This window comes from Streptomyces sp. NPDC038135 (assembly GCF_055601245.1).
Map to the genome: position 1 here is coordinate 526,150 of NZ_JBVJXS010000001.1, position 22,149 is coordinate 548,298.

Below are 22,149 nucleotides of genomic sequence, written 5' to 3' on the forward strand. Positions count from 1 at the left end.
GCCGGGGATTTCGGAGGGCGAGACGGGCCCCGGGCTCAGAAGGCGTCCGAGGGCACATGGCTGCCCCAGACCGACCGGAGGGCGTCGCACACCTCGCCCACCGTCGCCCGCGCCCGCAGCGCCTCCCGCATCGGGTACAGGACGTTGTCCTCGCCCTCCGCCGCCTTCTTCAGCGCGGCCAGCGCCGCGTCCACCGCGCCCTGGTCCCGCTCGGCCCGCAGCCGGGCCAGCCGCTCCGCCTGCCGGGCCTCGATGGCCGGGTCCACGCGCAGCGGCTCGTAGGGCTCCTCCTCGTCGAGCCGGAAGCGGTTGACGCCGACCACCACGCGCTCACCGGAGTCGGTCTCCTGGGCGATGCGGTACGCGTTGCGCTCGATCTCGGACTTCTGGAAGCCCTGTTCGATGGCCGCCTCCGCGCCGCCGAGGTCCTCGACCCGGCGCATCAGGTCCAGCGCGGCGGCCTCCACGTCGTCGGTCATGCGCTCCACCGCGTAGGAGCCGGCGAAGGGGTCGACCGTCGCCGTCACGTCCGTCTCGTGCGCCAGCACCTGCTGGGTGCGCAGGGCCAGGCGGGCGCTCTTGTCCGTCGGCAGGGCGATCGCCTCGTCGAAGGAGTTGGTGTGCAGCGACTGGGTGCCGCCGAGGACGGCCCCGAGGGCCTGCACCGCGACCCGGACCAGGTTCACCTCCGGCTGCTGGGCGGTGAGCTGGACGCCCGCCGTCTGGGTGTGGAACCGCAGCATCAGGGACTTGGGGTTCCGCGCGCCGAACTCCTCCCTCATCACCCGCGCCCAGATCCGGCGCGCCGCGCGGAACTTGGCGACCTCCTCCAGCAGCGTCGTGCGGGCCACGAAGAAGAAGGAGAGGCGGGGCGCGAAGTCGTCCACGTCCATGCCCGCCGCCACGGCCGTGCGGACGTACTCGATGCCGTCGGCGAGGGTGAAGGCGATCTCCTGCGCGGGCGAGGCGCCCGCCTCGGCCATGTGGTAGCCGGAGATGGAGATGGTGTTCCACCTGGGAATCTCGGCGCCGCAGTACTTGAAGATGTCCGCCGTCAGGCGCAGCGAGGGCTTGGGCGGGAAGATGTACGTCCCGCGCGCGATGTACTCCTTCAGGACGTCGTTCTGGATGGTGCCGGTCAGCCGGTCGGCCGATACGCCCTGCTCCTCCGCGACCAGTTGGTAGAGGAGCAGCAGGAGGGCCGCCGGGGCGTTGATCGTCATCGACGTGGAGACCTGGTCCAGCGGGATGCCGTCGAACAGCAGCCGCATGTCCTCGATCGAGTCGATGGCCACGCCGACCTTGCCGACCTCGCCGTGCGCGAGGGGCGCGTCGGAGTCGTGGCCCATCTGGGTGGGCAGGTCGAAGGCGACGGAGAGGCCGGTGGTGCCGTGGGCGATGAGCTGCCGGTAGCGGGCGTTGGACTCCGCCGCCGTGCCGAAGCCGGCGTACTGGCGCATGGTCCAGGGCCGGCCGGTGTACATCGTCGGGTACACCCCGCGCGTGTACGGGTACTCGCCCGGTTCGCCGAGTTTCCCGGCGGGGTCCCAGCCGGTCAGGTCGCCGGGTCCGTAGACCGGCTCGATCGGCAGCCCCGACTCCGACTCACGTGCCATGGATGCCTCCGCAGTACGTTCCGACACCACCTCACCATGCCCCGTAGTTCGGCGGCGGTCACGCGGGGAAGCATCTCCGGCATGAGGATCCCGGGGAGATCTGCCGCCGTACTCGCCGCACTCGTCTCGACCGCCGCCCTCGCCGCGCTCAGCGGCTGCACCGTGCAGCCCGCGGACGCCGACGGCAAGCACCACCTGCCGGTGCGCATCCAGCTTCCGTCCAGCCACGCTCCGGCCGCCACCCGGACGGCCGAGTCCGGCGGGCGGGCCGGGACCGGTGGACAGGGGCCGTCGGCCTCCTCGGCGCCCGCCTCCCGGCCGGCCGGGCCCGCGCCCCGGGTGCTGTGGTCGCGCGGCGACAGCGGCACGGGCGTGCGCGAACTGCAGGCGCGGCTGCGCCAGGTCGACTGGCTGGCCGACGGGCCGACCGGGTCGTACGACGATCTGACCGAGCGGGCGGTGAGCGGCTTCCAGGGCAGGCGCGGGCTGCCGCGGACCGGCGAGCTGGACACCGTCACCTGGCAGCGGCTGGTGGGCATGACCCACCGGCCCGGCAAGTGGGAGCTGTACCTGATGGGCGGTCAGCCGGCCGACGCGCCCGATCCGCGCTGCCTGACCGGCCGGGTGCTCTGCATCAGCAAGACCAGCCGGACGCTGCGCTGGATGGTCGACGGGCGCACGCTCGAGACGATGTCGGTCCGCTTCGGCAGCCAGTACACGCCGACCCGCGAGGGTGTGTTCCACATCTACTGGAAGTCACGGCACCATGTGTCGACGCTCTACGACTCCCCCATGCCGTACGCCCTGTTCTTCAGCGGCGGCCAGGCGGTGCACTACTCGTACGACTTCGCGGCCCGGGGCTACGCGGGCGGCTCGCACGGGTGCGTCAACGTACGGGACGAGGCGGCGATCGCCGCGCTGTTCGCACAGGCGCGGGTGGGCGACAAGGTCGTCGTCCACTGGTGAGGGATTCGGGGCGCGGGCGGGACCGGGGGAACGTGTCCCGCCCGCGCCATATGCACGAGCCGTAGGTACGGGGGGAACCCCGGCTCAGTGCGACGGCCGATGACCAGTCGGCTCACTCATTACTGCGCCGCGCGGGCCAGAAACGTCACACCTGTCGCGAAAAAAATTTCGCCGTTGATGAATCCGCAGGTCACAGCGGTGAAGGAAGCCGAGGGCGAGCGCTCAGAGGGCGGAGTACGTGGGGCTCGGCGAGGGGACCGGAGCGGCGCCGCGCCGGCCGGGGGCCAGGTGCGTGCGGTCCGAGGGAGAGGGGGACGCCGCCGCGCCCCGCTGCCGGCCGCCGCCGTGCCGGCCGTGACCTCGGCCGTCCCCGTCACCGCCCTGGCCGTCCTCGTCCCCGCCCTGGCCGTTCTCGTCGCCCTGGCCGGTGCCGCCCTTGCCGCCGCCCTTGTTCTTGCCGCCGCCCTTGTTCTTGCCGTCACCCTTGCCCTTGCCGTCGCTCTCGCCCTTGCCCGAGCCGTCGCCCGAGTCGTCACCGGCGTTGTCGTCCCCGCCGGCGCCGGGCTTGGCCGCCAGGACGGCGTCGCAGTACCTGCCGACCCGTGCGGCTCCGCCGGCCATGCCCTCCAGGGCCCGCTTGCGGCCGGCGCCCAGGCTCTTGCCGTTCCGGATGTCACGGCAGGCCGTGGCGGCGTCCCGCCACCAGCTCCCGGTGGTCCCGCCGGGCGTGCCGCCGCTGTCGGCGCCGGTGGTGGCGCCGCCCGAGGGGGCCCCGCCGGCGGACGCGCCGGGACCGGCGCCGGGGGTGCGTGTGCCGGCGCCGGGGCCCTGGGGGGCCGGGGCGGAGGGTGAGACGCGCGGCCGCCCGTGCGTCTCGTCGGCGGAGACGGAGGCGGCGGGGGCCGGGCGGTCCTTGTGGAAGGGCATGGGCAGCACTCCGCTGCCGGCGGCCACGGCGACCCCGCCGAGGGTGCCGGCGGCCATCGCCGCGGCGAGCGTCAGACGGACGGGCCGGGCCCAGCGCGGACGGCGCGAGCGGCTTCCGGAACGGGCCGGGGCGCCGATGCGGACCAGGCCCTCGCCGGCGCCGGCCGCGACGGGCGCGGCCTTCCCGCCGGGGGCGCCGTCGCCGAAGGCGGCCGCGGTGCGCTCGGCCTCGGCGGCCTCGCGGGCCTTGCGGAACGCGGCCAGCGCGGCCTCCTCGCCGCGCAGTTCGGCACCGGCGGCGGACGCCGGCACGGAGAGCGCGCCGAGCACTTCGGCGAGCCGTTCTGCCTGGTCACGGACCGCGGGGTCGAAGGATGCCGGCGACTCGCCACGCAGCAGACGTTCCGCCGTTTCACCGGTGAGCCACTCGTCAGGGGCCCGGGGGTCGTCTCCCGGAGAAACACAGCGCTCGTCGGCCATCACATGTCCTTCTGCGTCCGCGGACGCGTATGCGTCACAGTGGCGGACGTCACCGCGCGGCCACGCGGTTCTCGCTGGGGCGGCAGTCCGTCGAGGACGCCCGCCGATTCCGGATCGCCGCCGAGGAGCTCCGCGAGCCGTTTCAGGCCGCGGTGCGCGGCGGTGCGCACCGCGCCCGCGCGCTTGCCGAGCGTCTCCGCCGCGGACTTGGCGTCGAGGCCCATCACCACGCGCAGCACGACCGCCTCGGCCTGGTCCTGCGGAAGGCGTGCGATGAGCGAGAGGGTGCTGTCGGTGGCCAGGGCCTCGATGGCCTCGCCGGCCGTGTCGGAGTCGGCGGCCCGGCCGGTCAGTTCCGTCTCGTCGCCGCCGATGGCGGGGCGGCGGCCGCGCATGCGTATGTGGTCCAGCGCGCGGTTGCGGGCGATCCGGGCGGCCCAGCCGCGGAAGCGGTCGGCGTCGCCGCTGAAGCGGTCGAGGTCCCGGGCGATCTGGAGCCATGCCTCGGAGGCCACGTCCTCGGCGTCCGGATCGCCGACCAGCGTGCGCACATAGCCCAGCAGTCTCGGCTGCACCGCGCGGTACACCGTCCGGAACGCGGTCTCGTCCCCGTCCTGTGCCGCACGCACCGCGGTGGTCAGCTCCGCGTCGTCCCCCAGCACCGCACTCCCTTTACGCCATGTCTTCGGTCCGGCGCGAAAGGCACGTTACGGCGAGAAACCCGCCCACGTCCATGTCTGTAGAAGATGCAACTAACTCGTGACACATCAGGGAGCGACGGGGTGTGACAGAAAAGGCACCCTTGGCGCTGAAGGAAGTACGGGCCGCCGCGCGGCCCGTGAAGCGCGACGGCCGGGGCCTCTCCTGTGGGGGGTGGCGGCCCCGGCCGTTGCCCTGGCCCCGGACCTCCGCCCCGGGCGAGGGTCAGTTCTTCCCGTCGGTCCGATCGGGGCCGGCCGCCTTCTGGCCCGAACTCCCGCCGCTGGTCGCCTTGTTGTCCGAGCTGTCGCCCGAGCCGCCGGCGGTCCCGCTGCCGGCGCCGTTGCCGGACCCGTTGCCCGAGCCGCTGTCGGCGCCGTTCCCAGTGCCGTCTCCAGTGCCGTTGCCCGTGCCGTTGTCCGGGCGGCCCGTCCGCGCGGGTGACATCGGCCGGGCGGAGCCCGCGGCCCGTGCCGCGCAGTAGCCGGCGACGTCGTCCTCGCCGCCCGCCGCGACGACGAGCCGCTGCCAGGCCGTCGAGTCCAGGGCCTTGCCCCGGCCCCGTACCTGCTCGTAGGCGCGGCAGTGCGCGCGCAGGTCCTGGGTCGTGGCGGGGCGGTCCGGACGGCCCGAGGGTGCCGCGGACGCGGTGCCGGCCGGCTCGGCGGCCTGCTGCCGGGGCGCCGTGCTCACCGGCGGCCGCGCGGGGCGCTGGCCGGTGCCGCCGCCGTCGTCGTGCCCGGCGAACCCGGGGGAACCGATCGCCGCGAAGGCGACGCCGCCCAGCGCGAGGCTCGCGAGGAACACGGAGAGCGTGGTCCGCACCGACAGCCGCGCGCGGCGCGGCCGCCCGGGCCGCCAGTCGTCCCGGCGCCGGGTGCGCGCCGGCCGCTGCCCGGAGGCGCGGGCGGCGCGGAAGGCGGCCACGGCGCGCCGTTCGGCCTCGGGGTCTACGCCGTCCGCGCCGTCCCCGCGGAGTGCGGCGGCGATGCGGGCCTCGAACCCGGCGTCCGGACCGGCCGGCGCGGAGCCCAGGACGGTACCGCCGGGGTGTCCGCGCCGGCGGCCGGGCGGCCCTTCGCCGCTCAGCCGTTCACCCATGCTTGTTCCCGTCCCTGGTGAGGCCCGCCGGATCGCCCGGCCGGCCTCGTGCCACTGCCTCCGCCGGCTCCGTCGCCGACGCTGCTTCCATCTGATCTATACGGCCGCGGGCCGCCGCCGTTCACGTCGACTCACCCAGCGTCCGGGGGCCGTCATCCGTCACACCCTCGTCCGCCGCGCCGGACCCGCCGAGCTGACGGGCGAGCCGCTTGAGGCCGCGGTACGCGGCGGTGCGGACCGCGCCGGGGCGCTTGCCGAGGACCCGCGCCACGGACGGGCCGTCGAGGCCGACGACCACCCGGAGCAGGACGGCCTCGGCCTGGTCGCGGGGCAGGGCGCGGACCAGTTCGAGGGCCCGCCGGGTGGAGATGGACTCCAGCGCCTGGTCGTGCGTGCTGTGCGGTCCGGGCAGGTCCAGCACGTCCTGTTCGAGGACCCCCGCCGACCGGGGCCGCACCCGCTGCCTGCGCAGGTGGTCCAGGGCCCGGTGGCGGGCGATGGTCGCCGTCCAGCCGCGGAACCCGGCGCCGTCGCCCTTGAACCGCCCGAGGTCGCGGGCTATCTCCAGCCAGGCGTCGGAGGCCACGTCCTCGGCGTCGTCGCCGACCAGACCGCGCAGGTAACCGAGCAGGCCCGGCTGCACCATCCGGTACGCCGCCGCGAACGCGGCCTCGTCCCCGTCCTGGGCCCGCGCGACGGCAGCGCCCAGTTCCCCGTCGTACGCCTGTACGCGGCGGGGTTCGCCTCCCTGGCCCAAGAACCGTCCTCGTCCGAACCGGGCACGGGCCTTCCCCGAGCCCCAAGGTCATCAGCGCCGCAGCTCACGGTTTTGTCACAGCCACGACGGCGGCGTCCGGGGCGACGCCGTCTCAGTGCTCCGGCGGGACGGGGTCGACGCAGTCCAGGAGGACCGCGCGGTGGGCCGTGTCGACATGGAAGGAACCGCTGTACCGCCCCTGGGTGAGGGACCGGTCGAGGCGGTCGCTGCGCCGCCACCGGGCCCCGTCGGGAAGGAACTCCGCGATCTCGTCTGGCAGCCCCTCCGGGGCGTGCGCGACCGGGTGCTCCCCGAGGTCCTCGACGACCCCGGCGAAGGCCTCGGGCGCGAGTTCGACGACGCCGACCAGCCGCACGTCCGTCGGCCCCGGCACGCGTCCGTCGCCGGCGTTCAGGACCACGCCGCACCAGTGCGCCCGCTCCGGGGTGCCGAAGACGGGGAAGCGCTTCTCGACCGGCGCCGGGTCGGACCGCGCGGAACACCGGCCCTGGCCGTCCCCGCCGCCGTCCGGCGAGGCGCACGAGGTGAGCGGGGCGAGCGAGGCGAACACCGCGACGCCCGCGGCGAGTACGCGTATGTGTCCCACTGCCGACCGCCCGATCCGCTCGCCGATGCCGGACCCCTGATGTCACCGGGTGCCCGGGCGACCGTCCGGACCGACCGTACCGCGAGCGGCCGCCGGGAGACCGGTCACGGACCGGCGCCGGGCCGGGTGACGTTCCGCAACCTCCGTGCGCTGTACAGGTGTTACCCGTGTGGCAGTTGATGCCACCGTTCATTCTCTAGGGGTGGGACAGTTGAGTCCTCGCAGGACCCATGCGTACAGACCTCTCAGTCTCAAGCGACGGGCGTGGCTGACGCTCGGAGCCGTGGTGCTGGGGGGTGCCGGCGCCGTCACCTACGCGGTCGCGGACCCGGGTGCGCACAACGACGGCAAGGGCGCGGGCCGCAGGGCCTCCGTGCACACGGTGAAGCTGGCGGACCAGGGCGGGGGCCGCCGCGGGCTGGGCAAGCGGGACACCGAGCGGTTCAGCGCCGCGCTGCTCACCTGGGACAACGAGCGGGCCGAACTGAAGGGCACACCGGAGCTCCGCTACCGCTCCCGGGAGACGGGGAAGTGGTCGGACTGGGCGAAGCTGCCCGACGACCCGTTCTCCGCCGACGGCGCCGAGGGCGCGCGGGCCAAGGCGCGGGGCGGCACCGGATCCATGTGGACGGGCGACGCGGACGGCGTCGCGGTGCGGGTGGTCGACGCCGACGGCAACGCGACCCCCGGGCTCCCGGCCGGGATGGACGTCAAGCTGCTCGACCCGGGCACCGACCCGGCGGGCGGCACGCGGCCGGCCGCGTTCGCCGCGGACACCACGTCACCGGAGCCGTCCGACCCGTCCTCGCCGACGGACTCGCCGGCGCCAAGTGACACGGCGTCGGCCCCGGACACGACGTCCCCGTCGCCCTCGGTGTCCGACTCCACCGGCGCGTCCGCCTCGCCGTCGGTGTCCGACTCGGTCTCCCCGTCCCCGTCGAGCACGGTCCCGGCGCCGCGTCCCTCCACGGTCGTCAAGCCGCCGGTCGTCACGCAGGCCGAGTGGGGCGCCTCCACGGACTACGACGGCACGCCGAGCTACGGCACGGAGATCAAGGCCGCCGTCATCCACCACACCGGCGTCGACAGCGACAACACGGTGTCCTGCGCCGACTCGCGGGCCCGGATGCGCACCATCCAGCAGGAGCACTTCTCCCGCGGCTACTTCGACATCGGCTACAACTTCGTCGTCGACCGCTGCGGCCAGATCTTCGAGGGCCGCAGCGGCGGCATGGACCTGCCGGTGGTGGGCGCGCACGACATCGGGTTCAACACGAACACGGTCGGCATCTCCTACATCGGCAACTACGTGTCCGCGAAGCCGTCCCGGGCCGCGCTCGACTCGATCGCCCGGATCGTGGCGTGGAAGTTCGGCATGTACGGCGTCGACCCGACCGGCAAGGTCACGCTGACCTCCGGCAGCCCCAAGGGCCAGGACGGCAACCTGGTCGACAAGGGCCAGAGCATCACGCTGCCCCGGGTCTTCGGCCACCGGGACACCAACGCCACCGCCTGCCCCGGCGACAATCTGTACGCCAAGCTGCCCCTGATCGCCGCGCTGGCGAAGACCCCGGGCATCTCGCACGCGCTGCCGACCTCCGACCGCGACCGAGACGGCCTGGCCGACCTGGTGGCGGGCACGCCGAAGGCGAACTCGCTGACGGTCGTGCCGGGCGGGGTGGACGGTCCCGTCAGCGCCGGGAAGCTCACGCTCACCCAGAGCAGCCCGGGCGTCCCCGGCTCGTCCGAGTCCGGTGACAGCTTCGGCGCCGCGACCGCCTGGGGCGACGTCAACGGCGACGGTTACGCGGACCTCGCGATCGGCGTGCCCGGCGAGGACGACACCAGCGGCCACGCCGACCGGGGCGCGGTCACCGTGATGTACGGTCCCGCGCTCGACACGGGCTTCTCCTACACCACGTCGGGCAGCGTCACGGCGACCGGCGCCAAGCTCGGCTCCACCGTCGCGGTCGGCGACTTCAACGCCGACGGCAAGGCGGACGTCTTCTCGGCCGGCACCGGCAAGGGCGGCAACTACAACGTCCGGCTGACCGGCGGCGCCACCACGTCCGGCACGCTGACCACCGCCACCGGCTCCGTCGCCTACCTGGACGCCGCGACCGGCGACTTCAACCGGGACGGCTACGCCGACGTCGCCCTCAACTACCGGGACGCGGGCGGCATCGGCCGGGTCGTGCGGTTCGCCGGCTCGGCGACCGGCCTGACCAAGGCGGGCGTCATCTCGGTCAAGGGCGGCCGGTCGATCGCCGCCGGCGACGTGAACGGCAACGGCTACGACGACATCGTCATCGGCCAGCCGTACACGAGCGAGTCCGGGGGCAAGTCGGGCGGCCAGGTCACCCTGGTGCCGGGCTCCTCGACCGGGTTCACCACCACCGGCATGGTCACCGTCCACCAGGACACCTCGGGCGTCCCCGGCGGCAACGAGTCCGGCGACGCGATGGGCGCCTCCGTCTCGGTCGGCGACTACAACGGCGACGGCTACCCGGACGTCCTCACCGGCCTGCCCGGCGAGGACCTCACCCGCAGCGGCGCCAACCGCTCCGACGCCGGCTCGGCGCTCCTCATCAAGGGCGGCGCCTCCGGCCTCACCGGCTCGGGCGCGATCGCGGTCTCGCAGGACACCTCGGGCGTGCCCGGCGACTCCGAGAGCGGCGACAAGCTCGGCTCGTCGGTGTCCCTGACCGACCTGTCCGGCTACGGGCGCGCCGACCTGACGTTCGGCGTGGCGGGCGAGGACAGCGGCAACGGCATCCTGATGTACCTGCCGAGCAACGGCTCGGGCCTCGGCTTCGGCCAGACGGCGGTCCTGAGCAGGACGATCCTCGGCACCCCGACGGGCGCCGGGCTGGGCGTGACGCTGGCGCCGTAACCCCCGCGCGGCGCACCGGCCGGGACTTCCGCCAGGCGGCGGGTCCCGGCCGGTGCGCGTCCGGGGCCGGTACGCGGCCCCGCGCGCCGGTGTCAGCCGGCCTGCCCGCTCGTGGCGTCCCGGCAGAGCAGGCGCAGCGAGCCGTGGCCGGCGTAGGCGCGGCGGGCCTCGTCGATGGGGTCCCACAGGCGGCCGTCGGGCGTGCGGACCCAGTGCTCGCCGCCGGACGACCACCACTGGGCGCCGGTGCGGCGGACGACGACCTCGCCGGCGTAGGCGCCGAAGCCGCGCAACGCGTGCTCGACCGCCGCGTACGGCGGTCCCTCGCGGCGGATGCCGTCGATCATCCGGTCCACCCGCCACAGGCTCTGCACCGAGTAGTCGAGCCTGAGCCGCGCGCCCTCGCGCATGGCCGCCACCGTGTCCGCGGCCCAGCGCGCGGGCTTGGCCGCGGCGTGCGGCCGGGTCTCCTGTGCTGTCACGTAGTGCGCTGTCACATAGGGAGAAGCGGGCCGCGCGGGGCATCCGTCACAGCGATCCGGCCGGTTCCGGCAAACGGCGCAGGACCGCCGCACCGCCACCGCAGGACGGACACAGGACCCGCCCACGAGCCGGGTTTGGCGGACCGCCGGCCCGCTGTGCGGCGGTTCGTCCTGCGGCCGGGGACCGCCGGTCCTGGACGGGCCGGTCAGCCGCGTCCGCGGGCCCGGCGGGACACCACGGCGGTCAGCACCCGGCGGCCTTCGACCGACACGTCGAGGGCCCGGCGCAAGCCGTTGGCGCCGTGCTCGGCGAGGAGTTCCAGGACGACGGTCTGGCGGCGCAGTTCGGCGGCGACGAGCGGGGGCAGGCCCTCGGCGTCGCCGGCGCGGCCGGCCTCCACGTCGCCGGTGTCGTCCGGGCCGTCGGCGGCGGGGTCGAGGAGCCGGTGGATGCGCAGGGAGGCGACGGAGCAGGCGTCCGCCCAGGCCCGTACCGCCTCGGGGGTGCGCTCGGCCGGGGCCTCGTCCAGCATGAGGTGGGCGAGGTGCGCGGCCTCGTCCTCGTCGGAGTCCTCCGGGCCGAGCGCGCCGCGCGCCTTCTCCAGGCCCGCGGCCCAGTCCGAGCCCTCGGCGACGCTCGCCCACAGCGGGCGCAGCACCTCGTCGTCACCGCCCAGCAGGGGCACGCACCGGTCCAAACAAGCCAGTCCGCTCACGGCCAGCCCCCGTTCGCCGGCCTGCGCGATCAGTTCCACCAGGCTCATGGAAGCCTCCCTCGCCCGGGCGCCCTGTACGGAGCCCACACTTCCCCTTACTGCGTGCAACGGGCCGAGGGTGTCACAGACGAAGCTTTTCAGCCAAGAGCCGTGACGAAGTCGGCACCGGCGCGTGCCCTCTCGCGCTGCATGCGGGTCACCTTGAGGACGACCAGCACGGCGAGCACGGCGGCGGCGATGTCGAGCGCGTCGGCGACCAGCACCTGACGCAGGGCGTGCCGCCAGCCCACCACCCCCCTGGCCGTGTCGTACCGCCATTCCGCCAGCCGGTCGGCGAAGAGCGAGACGATCCACAGCGTCCACCAGGAGTTGACCAGGCCGTGTCCGGGCCGCTCGGCCCAGGAGGCACTGGCGTCCCAGACGTCGAGGGCGACACGGCGCGGGAACCACAGGTTCACCACCGGGCAGAACCAGCCCCCGATCGCCCAGCCGCGCGCCTTGGCGTGCCTGGCGGGGTCGAAGACCTCCGCGTTGACCCGGACGCGGTGGAACCAGCACAGGAACACGGCCGCCGTCGCGAGCAGCGCGAGCGCCTGTGCGGCGCGGGACAGCTCGTAGAGGTGCTCGGACCGCTCGCCCCGGCGGAGCGCGGCGTCGTCGTCGATCCCTCTCAGGACGTCGCCGGCCACCCGGATCTCGAGCACTCCGGCCCACAGCGCGAACAGGTCGGCGGCGACGACCAGTCCGAGCAGGACGACGGTGGCCCGGCCGAGGCCCTGTGGTGAGCGCAGGCGCGCTGCGGACATGATCGAGCCCCCCGTGTCCCCGCACCCCGCGTGGTGCGGCAGACGGAAGATACCGTGCCCGGCGGCCGGTCAGCCGGTCAGCCCAGCCGGTCGGCCAGCGCCTTGAACTCGGCCCAGGACAGCGCCGGCTTGTCCGGGTCCCACAGCTTCTGCACGGTGGCCCGGAGCGGCATCCGGATGCCGGCGGCGACCTGCGCCTCGGTCTGGGCGCCCGGGATGTCGCTCCACACGGCGAACGAGCCGCCGGGAATCTGGCCGTCGTAGCTCGACGGGACGGCGGTGGTGCCGCGCAGCACGCGCGGGTTCCACTGCTCGTAGATGCGCTGCCCGGTGGGGTAGACGAAGGTCTGCGGCTGGCCGAGGACGTAGTACATGAACTCGTCGTTGTAGTTGAGCACCTTGCGGCCGTCGCGCAGGTACTCCACCGGTTGCCGGGCGCCGATCTCCTTGCCGGTCCAGTAGGCGACCTGGAGGTCCTTGGCGGGCCGCACGGAGGTGTCGCGGAAGAAGCCGTCGTTCCAGGCGCGCATGGTCCGGTGGTGGGCGCGGACGGTGGCGGCGCGGTCGTTGAGCCAGCCGGTGGCGAGGTCGGCGACGGTCGCGCCGGAGCCGTACTTCTGCCGGGCGGCGGCCGCGAGCTGCGGGTACGAGGCCTGCGGGTCCGACACCGTCAGCGCCTGGTACTCGTCGCCGCCGAGGTGCCACTGGTTGCCCGGGAAGACGCCGGCGTACTCGTTCAGCAGGTCGTCGACGATCTTGGCGGAGCCGGGCTTGGAGATGTCGATCGCGCCCCGGGTGGCGACCCCGTTGGCGTTGCGCAGCTGCAGGTCGGGGTGGGCGGCGATGACCGCGCCGAGGTGCCCCGGCGAGTCGATCTCGGGCACGACCGTGATGTGCCGGCTCTTCGCCAGGTCCACGATCCGCTTGACCTGCGCCTTGGTCAGGTGGTCCGGCGAGACGATCTCGGGATGGCTGCTGGACTCGATCCGGAAGGCCTGGTCGTCGGAGAAGTGCAGTCCCAGCTCGTTGAACTTCAGGTCGCCCAGCTCGCGTATCCGGTCCTCGATCCAGGACTCGCTGTAGGGCTTGCGGGCTATGTCCAGGTTGAAGCCGCGCACCGGCTTCGCGGGCCGGTCGCGCACGACGCCCTCCGGCGCCGTGCCGCCGCCGTGGACCTCCTGCTTGAGGGTGCGGGTGCCGTAGAACACGCCGCTCTCGGTGGGCCCGCTGATGTCCACCCGGCCGTCGCGGACGGTCATGGTGTACGACTCCGGGTTGCCACCGCCCTTCCCGAGCGTGAGCCGGACGTCCCCGGCCCGCTTGTCGTTCTTCTCCCCGGCGTACGTCAGCCCCAGCTCACCGGCGGTCAGCCGGCCCTCGTCGGCCAGGGACGGATCGCTCACCACGACCCGCTCGCCCTTCTTCGGGCGCCAGCCGGGGCCGCGCGCCGCGGTGTGGGAGCTGACCGCGGGTATGGTGCGCGGCGCCTGGGAGAGCGGATAGGAGCGGCTGGGCGAGGGACTGCTCGGCGCCCGGCCCGACGGGGCCTGCGCCACATCCCCGGCCGGTCTTTTGCCGGTGTCCGCCGAGGCCCACACGCCCACGCCCACACCGAGCGCGACGGTCCCCGCGAAAGCCGCGGCGACCACCGCCCGCTTCCGCCTCACCTGCTGCGCCGACGCCCGGCGCCTGTGCTGGGTCACTCAGCCAACGTACGACCGATCGGCCCGTCACCCGTCATCGAGGTGTTCCGAAACTCTTCCGTACGGGTGAAATTCAGATACTCGTCGGACACAGTGTGACCACTCTCGATAACGTAGCGACACAGCCTTCACAAGATCCCCTGCCACACCACCTGTGACGCGAGGACCCACGCTGCCTGCGCACCGTCTCCCGTACCTCCCCACGCCGCTGGACGCCTTCAACGCCGCCCCCGCCGACGAGGCGGGCGCGATGCTGCAGCGCTGCCTGCGCAATCCGCGCTGGTCCGGGCGTATCGCCGAGCACCGCCCGTACCCCGACCTGGACGCCCTGCTGGCGGCGGCGGACGAGGCGACGTACGACCTGCCCGCGGCCGAGCTGTCCGGGGCCCTGGCGGGCGAGCCGCTGCCCGTGCTGCCGGAGGACACGTACCAGGCGGCGCACATGGCGCTGAGCGCGGCGCACGCGGCGTACGAGGCGAAATTCGGGCACACGTTCGTGATCTTTCTCGGCGACACCCCGGAGTACGAGGTCATCGACCGCATCCTCGAAGGCATCCGGTCACGATTGGCGAACGATCCGGAGGAGGAGCGGGTCAGGGCGGCGGAGGAGCTGCGACGCCTGGCGAGGCACCGGCTCGCGGCGTTCCTGGCGGGCCCCGCGCCCCACTCCCCGACGGGCCCGACCAGCGGCGCGACCAGCCACAACACGCCCGCTTCCGGCATATGACCGCACACACCGCCCGAATGCCGCACGCCTAGCCCGTCCGGTGCCACTTTGATCACACAAGTAGGCCCCCCGTAAGCCTCGCCCCGCCGCATGGATACGATGCTGAGGGCCGGTGGACCGTACCCGGCCGGGCCCGACCGACCGTGAAGCCGGCGCGGCCCTAGTCCCCGCTCCCGGAGGGTTCTTCCGTGCCGGCTGGAACGCTGTACCGCGGACGGGAAGGAATGTGGTCCTGGGTGGCTCACCGAGTCACCGGCGTCCTCATCTTCTTCTTCCTGTTCGTGCATGTGCTGGACACCGCACTCGTCCGTGTCTCCCCCGAGGCCTACGACAAGGTCGTGGCGACCTACAAGACGCCGATCGTCGCGCTGCTGGAGTACGGCCTCGTCGCCGCCATCCTCTTCCACGCGCTCAACGGCCTGCGCGTCATCGCCGTCGACTTCTGGTCGAAGGGCCCCCGCTACCAGAAGCAGATGTTCTGGACCGTGATGGGCGTCTGGATCGTCCTGATGATCGGCGCGCTCTACCCGGTCCTCGGCCACGCCGCTCGTGCCCTGTTCGGGAGCTGACACTCATGTCCACGACTGAAACCCCCGCGTCCGGAGTCGGCCCCGTCGAGGGCGCCCCGGTGTACTCCGTCGACAACCCGGCCCCGGTGATCGAGGCGCCGCGTCTGCGGACCAAGAAGACCCCCAAGTCCACCCGGGGGAACTTCGAGCTGGCCGCCTGGCTGTTCATGCGCCTGTCCGGCATCGTGCTGGTCGTCCTGGTCATCGGCCACCTGCTGATCCAGCTCGTCCTGGACGGCGGCGTCTCCAAGATCGGCTTCGCCTTCGTGGCCGGCCGCTGGGCGTCCCCGTTCTGGCAGGTCTGGGACCTGCTGATGCTGTGGCTCGCGATGCTGCACGGCGCCAACGGCCTGCGCACGGTCATCAACGACTACGCCGAGCGCCCGAACACCCGGCTGTGGCTGAAGGCTCTGCTCTACACCGCCACGGTGTTCACCATCCTGCTCGGCACGCTGGTGATCTTCACCTTCGACCCGAACATCCGCTAGGCACGGGGCTGCGAGAATCATGAAGATCCACAAGTACGACACAGTCATCGTCGGCGCCGGCGGCGCCGGCATGCGCGCGGCCATCGAGTCGACGAAGCGCAGCCGCACCGCGGTCCTGACCAAGCTCTACCCCACCCGCTCCCACACGGGCGCCGCGCAGGGCGGCATGGCCGCCGCGCTGGCCAACGTGGAGGAGGACAACTGGGAGTGGCACACCTTCGACACGGTCAAGGGCGGTGACTACCTGGTCGACCAGGACGCCGCCGAGATCCTGGCGAAGGAGGCCATCGACGCCGTCCTCGACCTGGAGAAGATGGGCCTGCCGTTCAACCGGACGCCCGACGGGACGATCGACCAGCGCCGCTTCGGCGGTCACTCCCGCAACCACGGCGAGGCCCCGGTCCGCCGGTCCTGCTACGCCGCGGACCGCACCGGCCACATGATCCTCCAGACGCTGTACCAGAACTGCGTCAAGGAGGGCGTGGAGTTCTTCAACGAGTTCTACGTCCTGGACCAGCTCATCACCGAGGTCGACGGCGTCAAGAAGTCGGCCGGCGTGGTGGCGTACGAGCTGGCCACCGGCGAGATCCACCTCTTCCAGGCGAAGGCCGTGATCTACGCCTCCGGCGGCACCGGCAAGTTCTTCCGGGTGACCTCCAACGCGCACACCCTCACCGGTGACGGCCAGGCCGCCGTCTACCGCCGGGGCCTGCCGCTGGAGGACATGGAGTTCTTCCAGTTCCACCCGACCGGCATCTGGCGCATGGGCATCCTCCTCACCGAGGGTGCGCGCGGCGAGGGCGGCATCCTCCGCAACAAGGACGGCGAGCGCTTCATGGAGAAGTACGCGCCGGTCATGAAGGACCTCGCGTCCCGTGACGTCGTCTCCCGCTCCATCTACACGGAGATCCGCGAGGGCCGCGGCTGCGGTCCCGAGGGCGACCACGTCTACCTCGACCTCACCCACCTGCCGCCGGAGCAGCTCGACGCCAAGCTCCCGGACATCACCGAGTTCGCGCGGACGTACCTCGGCATCGAGCCCTACACGGACCCGATCCCGATCCAGCCGACCGCGCACTACGCCATGGGCGGCATCCCGACGAACGTCCAGGGCGAGGTCCTGGCGGACAACACCACCGTCGTCCCGGGCCTCTACGCGGCCGGCGAGGTGGCCTGCGTGTCGGTGCACGGCGCCAACCGCCTGGGCACCAACTCGCTGCTGGACATCAACGTGTTCGGCCGCCGCGCGGGCATCGCCGCCGCCGAGTACTCGGCGAAGGTCGACTTCGTCGAGCTGCCGGAGAACCCGGAGTCGCTCGTCGTCGAGCAGATCGAGCGGCTGCGCAACTCCACCGGCAACGAGCGGGTGGCCACCATCCGCCGCGAGCTGCAGGAGACCATGGACGCCAACGTCATGGTGTTCCGCACCGAGCAGACGATCAAGACGGCCGTCGAGAAGATCGCCGAGCTGCGCGAGCGCTACAAGAACGTGGCGATCCAGGACAAGGGCAAGCGGTTCAACACGGACCTCCTCGAGGCGATCGAGCTGGGCAACCTGCTCGAGCTGGCCGAGGTCATGGCGGTCTCCGCGCTCGCCCGCAAGGAGTCCCGCGGCGGTCACTACCGCGAGGACTACCCGAACCGCGACGACGTCAACTTCATGCGGCACACCATGGCGTACCGCGAGGTCGGGGCCGACGGCTCGGAAACCGTCCGTCTCGACTACAAGCCGGTCGTCCAGACCCGCTACCAGCCGATGGAGCGTAAGTACTGATGGCTACCCCTGTTCTGGACAAGGCGGACGCGGCCGGCCAGCCCGAGCCCGGCTTCGCCGACTCCCCCTACATCACCGTCACCTTCCGGATCCGCCGCTTCAACCCGGAGGTCTCGGCGGAGGCGTCCTGGGAAGACTTCCAGCTGGAGATCGACCCCAAGGAGCGCGTCCTCGACGGTCTGCACAAGATCAAGTGGGACATCGACGGCACCCTGACCTTCCGCCGTTCCTGCGCCCACGGCATCTGCGGCTCCGACGCCATGCGGATCAACGGCAAGAACCGCCTGGCGTGCAAGACGCTGATCAAGGACATCAACCCCGAGAAGCCGATCACGGTCGAGCCCATCAAGGGCCTCACGGTCCTGAAGGACCTGGTCGTGGACATGGAGCCGTTCTTCCAGGCGTACCGGGACGTCATGCCCTTCCTCGTCACGAAGGACACGAACGAGCCCACGCGCGAGCGTCTGCAGTCCGCCGAGGACCGCGAGCGCTTCGACGACACCACGAAGTGCATCCTCTGCGCCGCGTGCACGTCGTCCTGCCCGGTGTTCTGGAACGACGGCCAGTACTTCGGTCCGGCCGCGATCGTGAACGCCCACCGCTTCATCTTCGACAGCCGTGACGAGGCGGGCGAGCAGCGCCTGGAGATCCTCAACGACCGCGACGGCGTGTGGCGCTGCCGCACGACCTTCAACTGCACGGACGCCTGCCCGCGCGGTATCGAGGTCACCAAGGCGATCCAGGAAGTCAAGCGCGCGCTGATCACGCGCCGCTACTGATCTCCCTCCGCCTCTTGCGAGTTGGGCCCCGCTCCCGGTCAGCCACCGGAAGCGGGGCCCTTCGCGTTTCCCGGGCCGGCGGGTGACAGGATGATCCCGCGTTTCCGGGAGCCCCGCCGAACGAGTTTCGGTGGGGCTCCTCGCGTATGGTCGGGTTTGAGCCCTAATGTGACGACATGTCAGACAAAGGGTCGTACGAACTGCTCGGGTTCGACAACGCGCTGTTTCCCGTCGGCGACCTCGGCGAGGCCGTCGGCTTCTACGAGCGGGCCGGGTTCACCGTCGGGTTCCGGCTCGACGAGGCGGGGATCGCCCAGCTGAAGGTCGGCGGCGAGATGCCGGCGATCCTGCTGCGCGCCGAGGAGGCGCTGGGACACCGGCCGCCACCGTGGCCGTCGCCGCGGCTGTGGCTGGAGGTGCCGGACGCGCGGGCCGCGGCACGGGAGCTGGCCGCCGCCGGCATCATGCCGCTCGACGAGCCGTTCCCGGGGGCCACCGGCTGGACCGTGGAGATCGCCGACCCCTGGGGGAACGTCCTCGGGTTCACCGACTACAGCAAGCGCCCGGAGCTGGGTCGCCGGAGCTGACGCGCGAAGCCGGCGCGATCCGTCGCACCCTTGAGTTGAACATGTTCAAAAGCAGGGCTAGAGTCCTTCCTGTCAGCGTTTTGAACGCGTTCAAGAAGGGGTGGGGCATGGACCGCACCGTCATCGCCTACGTCATCTACCTGGCGGTCAGCATCGCGCTGACCGTCTGGGTGGCCCGCACGCTCAGCCGCAACGGCCGGGTCTTCCTGTCCGACGTGCTGCGCGGCAACGAGAAGCTCGCCGACGCCGTCAACCACCTCCTGGTGGTCGGCTTCTACCTGGTCAACCTGGGCTTCGTGGCGCTGTACCTGAACGACAGCGGCGACATCGAGGACACCCGGGGCATCTTCGAGGCCCTGTCGGCCAAGCTCGGCGTGGTGCTGCTGGTGCTCGGTGTGATGCACCTGGGCAACGTGTACGTGCTCAACAGGATCCGGCGGCGCGGGCTGATGGACCGCGAGCAGCAGCCCCCGGTCCCCCCGCAGGCCTGGGTACCGCCGACGGCCGGGGCGTGAGCGCGGTGACCTCCGCGCAGGACCGGGACGCCACGTCCGTCCCGGTCCGCGGGCTCACCGTCCTCTACGACGCCGAGTGCGCCCTGTGCACGCACCTGCGCGACTGGCTCGTCAGGCAGCCCAAGCTGGTGCCGCTGGAACTGGTTCCGGCCGGCTCGGACGAGGCCCGCCGGCGCTACCCGGGGCTCGACCACGCCGCCACCCTCCAGGAGGTCACCGTGATCGGCGACTCCGGGCAGGTCTACCAGGCGTCCCGAGCCTGGATCGTCGTCCTGTGGGCGCTGCGCGAACACCGCCCGCTCGCCCACCGGCTGAGCACCCCGGCCGGTTACAAGCTGGCCCGGGGCGCGGTGCTGGCGGCCGCCAAGTGGCGGGGCGCGCAGTGGGGCGGGCGGGCGTACCCGCGGGCCGACGGATGGTCGTACGACCCGCGGGCGGGCTGGACCTACAACCCGCCGTCCTGTTCCGGCGGCGCCTGCCCCACTGGTTAGGCTCCTGTCGTGCCCGCGAAGAACGAAGGCCCCGAAGAGGCCGGCCCCCAGACCAAGTCCGAGCAGACCCGCGCGCTCATCCTGGAGACCGCGATGCGGCTCTTCCAGGAGCGCGGCTACGACAAGACCACCATGCGGGCCATCGCCAAGGAGGCCGGCGTCTCCGTCGGCAACGCCTACTACTACTTCGAGGGCAAGGAGCACCTGATCCAGGGCTTCTACGACCGGATCGCCGCCGAGCACCAGGTGGCGGTCCGGGAGGTCCTGAACCGGGAGACCGACCTGGAGGCCCGGCTCGCGGGCGTGCTGACCGCGTGGCTGGACATCGCCCGGCCGTACCACGAGTTCGCGGTCCAGTTCTTCAAGAACGCCGCCGACCCCGACAGCCCGCTCAGCCCGTTCTCCCCGGAGAGCGAGCACGCCCGGGAGCAGGCCATCAGCGTCCACCGGGAGGTGCTGGCCGGCTCCAGGTCCAAGGTGGCGCCCGAACTGCGGGACGTGCTGCCGGAACTGATGTGGCTGTCCCAGATGGGCCTCGTCCTGTACTGGGTCTTCGACCGGACCGAGGGCCGCGAGCGCAGCTACCGGCTGGCGCGGCGCGGCGCGCGGCTGACCGCCCGCGGGGTCGCCCTGGCCCGGTTCCGGGTGCTGCGCCCCCTGGTGCTGGAAGTCCACGAGCTGTTCACGGACTTCCTGCCGGGGATGACGAGGGCACTTCCGGACCCCTCGGCCAGAGCCGGGCGCGCGGCCGGACACGAGGCCGGCCGCGCGGACGAGGACGGGGCCGAGGACTGACCCCTCGGCCGCGGGGCGTCAGATCCACTGCAGGCGCCACAGGCGGAACACGCCCGTGCCGTCCGAGAGGTACTGGCCGCCGCCGACGTCCTCGGTGCTGACCACGTACTCCTTGCGCTGCCACAGCGGGATCAGCGGCACGTCGGCCGCCACGTCCCCCTGGATGGCGCGGAAGTCGTTCGAGGTCCGCGAGCGGTCGGCGTACTGCTGGCTGTTCCGGATGAGCGCGTCGACGGCCTTGCTGCTGTAGCCGGTGCTCATGGTGGAGCCGGTGCCGATCAGCGGGGAGCCGAAGGTGTCCGGGTCGGGGTAGTCGGCCACCCAGCCGACCGCCCAGGCGTCCATCTTCCCGGCGGCCCAGCGCTTCTGGAAGTCGGTCCACTCGTAGCCCTGGACGTCCACCTTGAACAGGCCGCCCTTCTCGAGCTGCTGCTTCAGCTCCGCGGCCTCCTCCGCGCCCGCGCCCCGGCCCCTGCCGTAGCCGAAGGTGAAGCGCACCGGCAGGGTCACCCCGGCCTGGGTGAGCAGTTCCCGCGCCTTCGCGGTGCTCTGCGTCGGGTAGGTGTCGAAGAAGGACGTGGTGTGGCCGATGATGCCGGTCGGGATCAGCGAGTACAGCGGGTCGACCGTGCCGTCGTACACCTTGGCGGCGAGCTGCTCGCGGTTGACCAGCCAGGCCATGGCGCGGCGCACCCGCTCGTCGTGCAGCGGTGAGGCGGCGCGGGTGTTGAGGTACAGGTTGCGGGTCTCGGAGCTGTCGGACTCGGTGACGCGCTGGGTGGGGTCGCTCGGGTTCAGCTCGGACAGGACCTGCGGCGGCAGCGTCCGGGTGGCGACGTCGACCTGCTTGTGCTGCCAGGCGGTCTGCAGCTTCTGGGAGTCGGCGTAGTAGCGCAGCTCGATGGGGCGGCCGGTGCCGCCGAGGTAGCCCTGGTACTTCGTGTAGGGCGCGAGGACGGCCTTCTGGTCCTTGGTGTACGAGGTCAGCGTGTACGGGCCGGTGCCGTCGACACCGGTGCCGGTGCGCAGGGCCCTGGCCGGGTAGGCGTCCTTGTCCACGATCGAGCCGGCGCCGGTGGCGACCTTCAGCGGGAAGGTGGCGTCCGGGGACGACAGGTGGAAGGTCACGGACGTCGCACTGTCGGCGGACACCGAGCCGAGGGTGGAGAACAGGGACGCCGGGCCGACGTCCGAGTTGATCTTCTTCACCCGTTCGAAGGAGTACTTCACGTCCTCGGCGGTCAGCTTCCGCCCGCTCGGGAAGGTGATGTCGCCGCGCAGCGAGCACCGGTACGTCTTCAGCCCGCCGCCCTCGAAGGCGCAGCTCTTCGCCGCGTCCGGGACGGGTTTGACCCCGCCCGGCTCGAAGGTCAGCAGGGTCTGGAAGACGTTGCTGAACAGGGCCCAGGAACCGGCGTCGTAGGCGCCGGCCGGGTCCAGTGAGGTGACGGCGTCGGTCGTGCCGACGGTGATCGTCCGGTTCTTGTCGCCCTGCGACGGCAGCAACTGCCAGCCGCCGATCCCCACGACGGCGAGTACGAGCAGCGTCACGAGAATGCGCATGCGAACAGATCGCATGGTGGTGCCCCTCCCAGGCCTGCCAGGGCCCTACCCCTGGCCCAGCACAGAAAAACGGCCACTCCCCTAGTGGCGCGGCTCACCTAATCACAC

General features: G+C 72.5%; 22 protein-coding genes. 11 read left to right on the plus strand and 11 right to left on the minus strand.

Annotated features, from left to right (window positions below):
* Nucleotides 1-35: 35 nt before the first annotated feature.
* Entirely contained in the window at nucleotides 36-1,616 is a 1,581-nt protein-coding gene (locus ACZ7JA_RS02470) for an acyl-CoA mutase large subunit family protein (protein ID WP_470806890.1), read from the minus strand.
* Nucleotides 1,617-1,697: 81 nt separating this feature from the next.
* Between ACZ7JA_RS02470 and ACZ7JA_RS02475 the strand changes: the two genes are divergently transcribed.
* A complete protein-coding gene (locus ACZ7JA_RS02475; RefSeq protein ID WP_470806892.1) occupies nucleotides 1,698-2,582 on the plus strand; it encodes a L,D-transpeptidase family protein in 885 nt (294 codons plus the stop codon).
* A gap of 222 nt (nucleotides 2,583-2,804) precedes the next feature.
* On the opposite strand, the gene ACZ7JA_RS02480 is transcribed toward ACZ7JA_RS02475, so the two are convergent.
* The 5 genes from ACZ7JA_RS02480 to ACZ7JA_RS02500 form a co-directional block, all read right to left on the minus strand.
* A complete protein-coding gene (locus tag ACZ7JA_RS02480; protein ID WP_470806893.1) occupies nucleotides 2,805-3,989 on the minus strand; it encodes a hypothetical protein in 1,185 nt (394 codons plus the stop codon).
* On the minus strand, nucleotides 3,989-4,651 hold the full coding sequence (locus ACZ7JA_RS02485; protein WP_351670138.1) for an RNA polymerase sigma factor: 663 nt from the start codon (nucleotides 4,649-4,651) through the stop codon (nucleotides 3,989-3,991). The genes ACZ7JA_RS02480 and ACZ7JA_RS02485 overlap by 1 nt, the downstream gene beginning before the upstream one ends.
* 262 nt (nucleotides 4,652-4,913) lie before the next feature.
* Entirely contained in the window at nucleotides 4,914-5,789 is an 876-nt protein-coding gene (locus tag ACZ7JA_RS02490; RefSeq protein ID WP_470806895.1) for a hypothetical protein, read from the minus strand.
* A 121-nt stretch (nucleotides 5,790-5,910) separates the two neighbouring features.
* The gene (locus ACZ7JA_RS02495; protein WP_351670144.1) at nucleotides 5,911-6,546 is read right to left on the minus strand and encodes an RNA polymerase sigma factor; all 636 of its coding nucleotides are present in this window, start codon (nucleotides 6,544-6,546) and stop codon (nucleotides 5,911-5,913) included.
* A 112-nt stretch (nucleotides 6,547-6,658) separates the two neighbouring features.
* Entirely contained in the window at nucleotides 6,659-7,153 is a 495-nt protein-coding gene (locus tag ACZ7JA_RS02500; RefSeq protein ID WP_450750953.1) for a hypothetical protein, read from the minus strand.
* Nucleotides 7,154-7,439: 286 nt separating this feature from the next.
* On the opposite strand from ACZ7JA_RS02500, the gene ACZ7JA_RS02505 reads away from it, so the two are divergent.
* On the plus strand, nucleotides 7,440-10,046 hold the full coding sequence (locus tag ACZ7JA_RS02505; RefSeq protein WP_389446421.1) for an FG-GAP-like repeat-containing protein: 2,607 nt from the start codon (nucleotides 7,440-7,442) through the stop codon (nucleotides 10,044-10,046).
* Nucleotides 10,047-10,138: 92 nt separating this feature from the next.
* Here the strand turns inward: ACZ7JA_RS02505 and ACZ7JA_RS02510 are convergent, their stop codons facing one another.
* From ACZ7JA_RS02510 to ACZ7JA_RS02525, 4 genes are all read right to left on the minus strand, one after another.
* Nucleotides 10,139-10,528: a hypothetical protein gene (locus ACZ7JA_RS02510; RefSeq protein WP_404024307.1), complete on the minus strand. Its 390-nt coding sequence runs from the start codon at nucleotides 10,526-10,528 to the stop codon at nucleotides 10,139-10,141.
* A gap of 206 nt (nucleotides 10,529-10,734) precedes the next feature.
* Complete coding sequence (locus ACZ7JA_RS02515) at nucleotides 10,735-11,292, minus strand: hypothetical protein (RefSeq protein WP_351670156.1); 558 nt, start codon at nucleotides 11,290-11,292, stop codon at nucleotides 10,735-10,737.
* A gap of 89 nt (nucleotides 11,293-11,381) precedes the next feature.
* Nucleotides 11,382-12,050 (minus strand): DUF4328 domain-containing protein, encoded by a 669-nt coding sequence (locus ACZ7JA_RS02520; RefSeq protein WP_450745696.1) that lies wholly within the window; start codon nucleotides 12,048-12,050, stop codon nucleotides 11,382-11,384.
* Between the two features lie 77 nt (nucleotides 12,051-12,127).
* Nucleotides 12,128-13,753 carry a beta-N-acetylhexosaminidase gene (locus tag ACZ7JA_RS02525; RefSeq protein WP_470806897.1) on the minus strand — a complete coding sequence of 542 codons (1,626 nt, stop codon included), beginning with the start codon at nucleotides 13,751-13,753 and terminating at the stop codon, nucleotides 12,128-12,130.
* Nucleotides 13,754-13,907: 154 nt separating this feature from the next.
* On the opposite strand from ACZ7JA_RS02525, the gene ACZ7JA_RS02530 reads away from it, so the two are divergent.
* The 9 genes from ACZ7JA_RS02530 (at nucleotide 13,908) to ACZ7JA_RS02570 (ending at nucleotide 20,478) form a co-directional block, all read left to right on the plus strand.
* Nucleotides 13,908-14,480, plus strand: coding sequence for a 2-oxo-4-hydroxy-4-carboxy-5-ureidoimidazoline decarboxylase (locus ACZ7JA_RS02530; RefSeq protein WP_351670165.1), 573 nt, complete (start codon nucleotides 13,908-13,910; stop codon nucleotides 14,478-14,480).
* Between the two features lie 188 nt (nucleotides 14,481-14,668).
* Nucleotides 14,669-15,049: a succinate dehydrogenase, cytochrome b556 subunit gene (sdhC, locus tag ACZ7JA_RS02535; RefSeq protein ID WP_308290908.1), complete on the plus strand. Its 381-nt coding sequence runs from the start codon at nucleotides 14,669-14,671 to the stop codon at nucleotides 15,047-15,049.
* 5 nt (nucleotides 15,050-15,054) lie between these two features.
* On the plus strand, nucleotides 15,055-15,537 hold the full coding sequence (locus ACZ7JA_RS02540) for a succinate dehydrogenase hydrophobic membrane anchor subunit (protein ID WP_351670168.1): 483 nt from the start codon (nucleotides 15,055-15,057) through the stop codon (nucleotides 15,535-15,537).
* 19 nt (nucleotides 15,538-15,556) lie between these two features.
* Entirely contained in the window at nucleotides 15,557-17,311 is a 1,755-nt protein-coding gene (gene sdhA / locus ACZ7JA_RS02545; protein WP_351670171.1) for a succinate dehydrogenase flavoprotein subunit, read from the plus strand.
* A complete protein-coding gene (locus ACZ7JA_RS02550) occupies nucleotides 17,311-18,090 on the plus strand; it encodes a succinate dehydrogenase iron-sulfur subunit (protein WP_351670174.1) in 780 nt (259 codons plus the stop codon). Before sdhA ends, ACZ7JA_RS02550 begins: the two co-directional genes overlap by 1 nt.
* 176 nt (nucleotides 18,091-18,266) lie before the next feature.
* The gene (locus ACZ7JA_RS02555) at nucleotides 18,267-18,677 is read left to right on the plus strand and encodes a VOC family protein (RefSeq protein WP_351670179.1); all 411 of its coding nucleotides are present in this window, start codon (nucleotides 18,267-18,269) and stop codon (nucleotides 18,675-18,677) included.
* A gap of 107 nt (nucleotides 18,678-18,784) precedes the next feature.
* Entirely contained in the window at nucleotides 18,785-19,192 is a 408-nt protein-coding gene (locus ACZ7JA_RS02560; protein ID WP_351670182.1) for a hypothetical protein, read from the plus strand.
* On the plus strand, nucleotides 19,189-19,683 hold the full coding sequence (locus ACZ7JA_RS02565) for a thiol-disulfide oxidoreductase DCC family protein (protein WP_351670185.1): 495 nt from the start codon (nucleotides 19,189-19,191) through the stop codon (nucleotides 19,681-19,683). The genes ACZ7JA_RS02560 and ACZ7JA_RS02565 overlap by 4 nt, the downstream gene beginning before the upstream one ends.
* 9 nt (nucleotides 19,684-19,692) lie before the next feature.
* Nucleotides 19,693-20,478 (plus strand): TetR/AcrR family transcriptional regulator, encoded by a 786-nt coding sequence (locus tag ACZ7JA_RS02570; RefSeq protein ID WP_351670188.1) that lies wholly within the window; start codon nucleotides 19,693-19,695, stop codon nucleotides 20,476-20,478.
* Nucleotides 20,479-20,496: 18 nt separating this feature from the next.
* Here ACZ7JA_RS02570 and ACZ7JA_RS02575 read toward each other — a convergent pair whose 3' ends face one another.
* Nucleotides 20,497-22,041 (minus strand): ABC transporter substrate-binding protein, encoded by a 1,545-nt coding sequence (locus tag ACZ7JA_RS02575; RefSeq protein WP_351670191.1) that lies wholly within the window; start codon nucleotides 22,039-22,041, stop codon nucleotides 20,497-20,499.
* Nucleotides 22,042-22,149: the final 108 nt, after the last annotated feature.